A 6,583-nucleotide genomic window follows, 5' to 3' on the forward strand; every position below is an offset into this window, starting at 1 on the left:
CATGCCCTCAGCCTAGGGCGGAGTGCTCCTCCGGCCCGGGCGCGCTGCGGCGATCCGGGCGGGTCACTCGCCCCGCGACACCCGCACCATCTCCTCGCGCGGCACGACCTTCACGCGGGCGCGCTCGTGCGGGGCGCCCAACGCGATCTCGTGCTCGTCGAGGCGGTGCCACCCGTCGAGGTCGGTCCACGCGACGCCGCGTTCGGCCAGCAGCGCCGGGATGGCCTCCTCCGACGGATCCTCCGGGTGCCACCAGGAGCCCTGGTCGTTGATGACGTGCCGCACGGTCTCCATGGCGTCGGACTTCGTGTGCCCGATGAGCCCGACAGGTCCGCGCTTGATCCATCCCGTCGCATAGACGCCGGGCACGCGCTCGTTGGAGTCCTTCGCCAGCACCTGACCCTCGCGGTTCGGGATCACGCCGTGCTTCTTGTCGAACGGAACACCGGGGAGCGGGGAGCCGAAGTAGCCGATCGCGCGGTACAGCGCCTGCACCGGGACCTCACGGAGCTCGCCCGTGCCGATCGCGCCACCCTGCCCGTCGGGCTTCGTGCGCTCGTACACCAGGGCGGCGACGCGGCCCTGGTCGTCTTTGCGCACCTCGACCGGCTTCGCCCAGAAGTGCAGGTGCAGGCGGCGCGAGGCCGTTCCCCCCGCGTTGTTGACGGAGTCGCGCTTGCGCCACGACTGCAGGATGCGGTCGATCACCATGACCTGCTTGTTGCTGGCGATCGCGTCGCGCGCCGCCTCGTCGTAGTCGAAGTCCTCGTCGTACACGACCATGTCGACGTCGCGCAGCTCCCCGAGCTCACGCAGCTCCAACGGGGTGAACTTGACCTGGGCCGGACCGCGGCGACCGAACACGTGTACGTCGGTGACAGCGCTCGCCTTCAGCCCCTCGTACACGTTCTCCGGGACCTCGGTCACCAGCAGGTCCTCCGCGTGCTTAGCCAGCATGCGCGACACGTCGAGCGCCACGTTGCCGTTGCCGAGCACCGCGACCGACTCCGCATCGAGAGGCCACTCGCGCGGCACGTCGGGGTGGCCGTCGAACCAGCTCACGTAGTCGGCGGCGCCGTACGAGCCGACCGCATCGATGCCCGGGATGTCGAGGGAGGTGTCGCGGATCGCGCCCGTCGCGAAGATCACCGCGTGATAGTGCCGCTTGAGGTCGTCCAGCGTGATGTCCTCGCCGAAGCGCACGTTGCCGAACAGGCGGATGTCGCCGCGGTCGAGCACATCGCGGAGGGCCGTGATGATGCCCTTGATGCGCGGGTGGTCCGGGGCGACCCCGTACCGCACCAACCCGTAGGGGGCCGGCAGCTGCTCGAACAGGTCGATCGAGACGTCGAACTTGCGCTCGGCCTTCAGCAGGATGTCCGCGGCGTAGATACCGGCGGGGCCGGCGCCGACGATGGCCAGTCGGAGCTTGGTCATGGAGGTCCTTTCGTATGCCGTCGCCGCCGTCACGCGGCGCGAAGCCGCGGGTCGCGTCAGCTCGAGCGCTCGGCGAGGGTCTCGGCGAATCGGGTCAATGCCTCGCGCACGGTGCCGCGCGGCAACGGCCGGAGGGCGTCGATCGCCTCCTGGGTCCACGCATGCGCGAGTTCGAGGGTCTTCTGCGTGACCGGGTGGTCGCGCAGCTCGTCCAGGGGGCCGTCGAGGATCGCGGGGTCGGCGCCGTCCGCGATGAGCGCGACGCCGTCGTCGATGCGGGCCGCCAGGTCTTCGGCCGTCGCATCCTTCTGCGCCTTGAGCAGCAGGTAGGGCATGGTCGGCACGCCGGCGCGCAGGTCGGTGCCCGGCACCTTGCCGGTCTCCTCGGGCTTGGCCGACAGGTCGATCACGTCGTCGAGCAGCTGGAACGCGACGCCGATCTTCTCGCCGTACACCCGCAGCGGCTCCTCGTACTCGGTCGGCGCGTTCGAGAAGATCACGCCCCCCTGCGTCGCCGCGGCGATGAGCGAACCGGTCTTGTCGGCCAGCACCTGGATGTAGAACGCGATCGGATCGTCATCGGGCTGCGGACCGAGCGTCTCGTGCATCTGTCCGAGGACGAGGCGCTCGAACGTGTCGGCCTGGAGACGGATCGCCCGCTCGCCGAGCCGCGACATGAGCTGGCTGGCCCGGGAGAACAGGATGTCGCCGGTGAGGATGGCGATGTTGTTGCCCCAGACCGCATGGGCAGCGGGCACCCCGCGGCGGCGGTCGGCGCCGTCCATGACGTCGTCGTGATACAGCGATCCGAGGTGGGTGATCTCCAGCGCCTTCGCGACGTCGATCACCTCGGGGGTGTTGCCGTCGCCCAGCTGCGCGGCGAGCAGCGTGAGCACGGGCCGGATGCGCTTGCCGCCGGCCTCGTACAGATAGCGGCTCGCAGCGTCGGCCAGCGGATCGGCCACGCGGACGTCATCGGCGAGCCCGGTCTCCACGAGCTCGAGCCCGTCCTCGATCGTGCGGGCCACCCGGCGTCCGGCGGGGCCGATGAACACGCGATCGCTGAAGCCGAGACGGCTCGCCAGTCGCGAACCCGGGGGGTGGGGGCTCGAAGTCACGCTCCCAGCCTACCCGCGTCGGATGCCGCGGTTCGCGCCGTGCTCACGCGGGCTTGCGCGCGCGGTGCAGGGCGACGATGCCGAACGAGAGGTTGCGGTACGCGACGTCCTGCCACCCGGCATCGCGGATCCACGCGGACAGCCGCTTCTGGTCCGGCCACTCGCGGATCGACTCGTTCAGATAGTCGTACGCATCGCCGTTCGTCCCGGCCACCCGGGCCACCCGCGGGAGCACCTGGGCGTTGTAGAAGCGGTAGGCACCGCGGAACAGCTTGCCCGGCGGCGTCGAGAACTCGTTGATCACCAGGCGTCCGCCGGGCTTGGTCACGCGGTAGAGCTCGCGCAGGGCCTTCTTCGGATCGTTCACGTTGCGCAGCGCGTAGGACATGGTGACCGCGTCGAACTCGCCATCCTCGAACGGGAGGGCGGTGGCATCGGCCTGGACGAACGACAGGTTGCGCATCGCTCCGTGCCGACGGCGGCCCTCTGCGAGCATGCCCGGCGAGAAGTCGGCCGCGACGACCTGCGCGCCGCTGCGGGCCAGGGACGCCGAGGACGACGCGGTGCCCGCCCCGAGGTCGAGGATGCGCTCCCCCGGCTTCGGCGCCACGGCCCGGGTGGTGGCGGCGCGCCACAGGGCGTCGTTGCCGAAGGTCATGGCCGTGTTCGTGCGGTCGTAGCCCGCCGCGACCTGGTCGAACATGCCGCTCACGCGGGCGGGGTCCTTGCCGAGGTCGGCGCGGTTTTTGTCGTTCGAGGTCACGCGTTCAGTCTAGGCGCGAGATCGAGCGCCTCCAGCCGGTCGAGCCAGACGTCGGCGGAGGCATCGTCGAACGGCGCGATCCTCGCCCGCACCCGCCCCTCCAGGTCGAGCGCGAGCGCCTCCAGGTGGGTCATGACGTCGGCCGGATACCCGTACACGACGCTGTGCTCGGCCCACTCGTCGCGGTCGTCGACCCAGGTACCGCGCTCCCCCTCCACGCGCACGACGTCGAGGTCCATGTCGATCCCGACGGCACGCAGCGGGTCGTCCGACCACTGCACCTCCCACCCCAGGTCGATGTAGATGCGCAGGCCGCGCGGGTGCTGCCGGTTCACGGTCAGGGCGAAGTCGCGACTCGGCGGGACCAGCGTCACATTGGGCGTCGCGGCGTGGAACTCCGCCCCCGGGCGGACGCTGTGCCAGCCGACGGGCTGACCGACCCAGTCGCCCCAGTGATCGGCACCCAGGTAGACGCACTCGTGCCGCCAGTGCGGCGACCCGTCCCACTTGCGCCACTGGAAGACCATCTCGGTGCCGGGTGCGGGGCGCGCGTCGCTCATCCGCCCACCCTACGACGCGGGATCGCCGCCGGCGCCGCGGCCTAGGCTGGACACGTGCATCACACCCACCTGGTCGTGGAGACCCGACAGATCGACCCGGTCGAAGACCTCCTCGCCTACGCCGACCCCGCACGCCCCCTCGCCTGGCTCCGCCGTGGAGACGGGATCGTCGCGGTCGGCGAGCCGTTCGCCGAGATCCGTCCGACCGCCGAACCGGGGCAGACGCGTCTCGAAGCCCTCGCGACGTTCTGGCGGGGGCTGTCCGCCCAGGCCGACGTGACCGACCCCCTGGGGCTGCCGGGCACCGGGCTCGTGGCGTTCGGCGCCTTCACGTTCGATCCGTCGTCCACCGCCGACAGCGTGCTCACGATCCCCTCCCGCGTGCTCGGCCGCCACGGCGACCGGTTCTGGGAGACGCGGATCCGCCTGGCCGAGGACACCGCGCGACCCACAGCGCTCGAGACCCGCCCGTACGGTCCGCACTGGGCCGGTACGGTCGGCCCCGGCGCACAGAGCCCGCAGGGCTACCAGGACGCGGTCCGCGCCGCGCTCGAGCGCATCGCCGACGGGGAGCTCAGCAAGGTCGTGCTCGCGCGCGATCTGCGCGGCACCGTCCCCGCCGGGTCCGATCTGCGGCGCCTCGTGCGAGCCCTCGCGACCGGCTACCCCGACACCTGGGCGTTCGCGGTGGACGGGCTCATCGGCGCGAGCCCGGAGACCCTCGTGACCGTGCAGGACCGCACCGTCACCGCGCGCGTGCTCGCCGGCACCATCGGCCGCGGTGCCGACGCCGACGCCGACACGGCCGCGTCGACGCACCTGGCCTCCAGCGTCAAAGACCTCGACGAGCACCAGTACGCGGTGCAGAGCGTGCTCACGGAGCTCCGCCCGCACACCAGGGCGCTGGCCGCGAGCGAGCAGCCGTTCCTCCTGAAGCTGCCGAACCTGTTCCACCTCGCGACCGATGTGGAGGGCGAGCTCGAGGAGGGGAGATCGACCCTCGACCTCGTGCGCGCGCTGCATCCGACCGCGGCGGTCGCCGGAACGCCCACGGCCGCGGCGGTCTCCGCCATCCGCGACCTGGAACCCTTCGACCGCGGGCGCTACGCCGGACCGGTCGGCTGGGTCGACGCGGACGGCAACGGCGAGTGGGCCATCGCGCTCCGGTGCGCGCAGTTCACGGCGACCGGAGGCGCGATCGCGGTGACCGCCTACGCCGGCGCCGGGATCGTGGCGGGATCGGATCCCGAGAGCGAACTGCTGGAGACCCGCGTGAAGTTCCGCCCCCTGGTCGACGCCCTGGCCTGACGACCACAGCCCCGGTCAGCTCGCGGCCAGCCGCCTCTTCTCCGCCTCCACGTCGAAGTCGGCGACGGGCCACTGCGGGTCGATGTCCTGCAGCGCCGCGAGCAGCAGCTCCTGCACCGCGAGCCGCGCGTACCACTTGGCGTTCGCCGGCACCACGTACCACGGCGCCGCGTCGGTCGCGGTGCGGTCGAACACCGTCTGGTAGGCCTGCATGTACTGCGGCCACAGCATCCGCTCGTCCACGTCGCCCGGGTTGTACTTCCAGTGCTTGTCCGGACGCTCCAGCCGCTCCATGAGTCGCGCCTTCTGCTCCTCGGGCGAGATGTGCAGCATCACCTTGACGATGCGGACGCCGGAGGCTGCGACCCGTTCCTCGAACGCGGTGATCGCGTCGTAGCGGCGCTCGATCTCCGCGGCATCGGCGAGCTGACGCACCCGCCCGATCAGCACGTCCTCGTAGTGCGAACGGTCGAACACCCCGATGAAACCGGGCTCCGGGAGGCGCTTCTCGACGCGCCACAGGAAGTCGTGCCGCCGCTCCTCCTCGGTCGGGGCCTTGAACGCGGCGAGCGCGACGCCCTGCGGATCCACACCGCCGACCACGTGCCGGACGATGCCGCCCTTGCCCGCCGAGTCCATCGCCTGCAGCACCAGAAGCACCGCGTCCTGCGCCGTGCCGACCCGACTCTGCGCGAACAGACGCTCCTGCAGGTCGTTCAACCGCTCCAGCCCGGCGGCGAGGTCCTCCCTCCCGCGCGACTTGCCGTGGTCGTACCCCGGCGTGGCGTCCGGATCGACATCGGCGAGGCGGAAGCCGGGCCCCACCCGCAGGTTCTGAGTCCAGGTGTGCGCGTTCATACGCACATCCTGCCAGTCACCGCGCCAGCGGCACCTCGATGATCTGACGTCCGCCGTGCGGGGACGTGAGGGCCTGATCCAGCGCCGTCCGGGTCGTGACGCGCTGATACTCCCACCCGTACGCCAGCGCGAGATGCTCCAGGCGCACGCCATGCGGGGTGTAGAAGACCCGGTCGAGATGCGCGGACGGCGCCGACGACGCCACCTCGAGCCCGTCGAAGATCGTGCCGCCGCCGTCGTTGCCGACGATCACCTGCAGCCGCGGCTCCTGCTCTCCGGGCGGCAGCAGCAGCGCCCCGACGTCGTGCAGGAACGCGAGATCACCCAGCAGCACCCGCGTGATCCCGGGGGCGCCGGCGGCCTGACTCGCGACCGCGATACCGGTGGCGGTGGCGATCGTGCCGTCGATGCCCGCGAGCCCGCGGTTGGCGTGCACCGGAACCTTCTTGCCCGCCAGGACCTCGTCGGCCACGCGCACGAGCCGGGACGAGCCGAACACGAGGCGGTCGTGCGGCCACGTGGCCCGCCACACCGCGTCG

General features: G+C 71.6%; 7 protein-coding genes. 1 reads left to right on the plus strand and 6 read right to left on the minus strand.

What is annotated here, in order from left to right; genetic code table 11:
* Positions 1-63: 63 nt before the first annotated feature.
* Genes DW299_RS04330 through DW299_RS04345 form a run of 4 tightly spaced genes read right to left on the minus strand, consistent with a single transcriptional unit; the run spans position 64 to position 3,878 of the window.
* Positions 64-1,437 (minus strand): FAD-dependent oxidoreductase, encoded by a 1,374-nt coding sequence (locus tag DW299_RS04330; protein WP_136028853.1) that lies wholly within the window; start codon positions 1,435-1,437, stop codon positions 64-66.
* 56 nt (positions 1,438-1,493) lie between these two features.
* Positions 1,494-2,555 carry a polyprenyl synthetase family protein gene (locus DW299_RS04335; RefSeq protein ID WP_136028851.1) on the minus strand — a complete coding sequence of 354 codons (1,062 nt, stop codon included), beginning with the start codon at positions 2,553-2,555 and terminating at the stop codon, positions 1,494-1,496.
* A 43-nt stretch (positions 2,556-2,598) separates the two neighbouring features.
* A complete protein-coding gene (locus DW299_RS04340) occupies positions 2,599-3,318 on the minus strand; it encodes a class I SAM-dependent methyltransferase (protein WP_136028849.1) in 720 nt (239 codons plus the stop codon).
* On the minus strand, positions 3,315-3,878 hold the full coding sequence (locus DW299_RS04345) for a DUF402 domain-containing protein (RefSeq protein ID WP_136035844.1): 564 nt from the start codon (positions 3,876-3,878) through the stop codon (positions 3,315-3,317). The genes DW299_RS04340 and DW299_RS04345 overlap by 4 nt, the downstream gene beginning before the upstream one ends.
* Positions 3,879-3,932: 54 nt before the next feature.
* Between DW299_RS04345 and DW299_RS04350 the strand changes: the two genes are divergently transcribed.
* Positions 3,933-5,186: an isochorismate synthase gene (locus tag DW299_RS04350; RefSeq protein ID WP_136035845.1), complete on the plus strand. Its 1,254-nt coding sequence runs from the start codon at positions 3,933-3,935 to the stop codon at positions 5,184-5,186.
* 15 nt (positions 5,187-5,201) lie between these two features.
* Here the strand turns inward: DW299_RS04350 and DW299_RS04355 are convergent, their stop codons facing one another.
* Together DW299_RS04355 and DW299_RS04360 are read right to left on the minus strand one after the other, a co-directional pair.
* Positions 5,202-6,044: a polyphosphate kinase 2 family protein gene (locus tag DW299_RS04355; protein ID WP_136035846.1), complete on the minus strand. Its 843-nt coding sequence runs from the start codon at positions 6,042-6,044 to the stop codon at positions 5,202-5,204.
* Positions 6,045-6,060: 16 nt separating this feature from the next.
* Positions 6,061-6,583, minus strand: a 523-nt coding sequence (locus tag DW299_RS04360; protein WP_342589046.1) for a thiamine pyrophosphate-binding protein, incomplete at its 5' end; no start/stop codon positions are given.

The sequence above is a fragment of the Microbacterium sp. K35 genome (assembly GCF_004794375.1).
Lineage (GTDB): Bacteria > Actinomycetota > Actinomycetes > Actinomycetales > Microbacteriaceae > Microbacterium > Microbacterium sufflavum.

Bases quoted from the DNA above. Each gene is read 5' to 3' on its own strand.
- DW299_RS04355 (WP_136035846.1), bottom strand. From the start codon at position 6,044: ATGAACGCGCACACCTGGACTCAGAACCTGCGGGTGGGGCCCGGCTTC.
- DW299_RS04330 (WP_136028853.1), bottom strand. From the start codon at position 1,437: ATGACCAAGCTCCGACTGGCCATCGTCGGCGCCGGCCCCGCCGGTATC.
- DW299_RS04345 (WP_136035844.1), bottom strand. From the start codon at position 3,878: ATGAGCGACGCGCGCCCCGCACCCGGCACCGAGATGGTCTTCCAGTGG.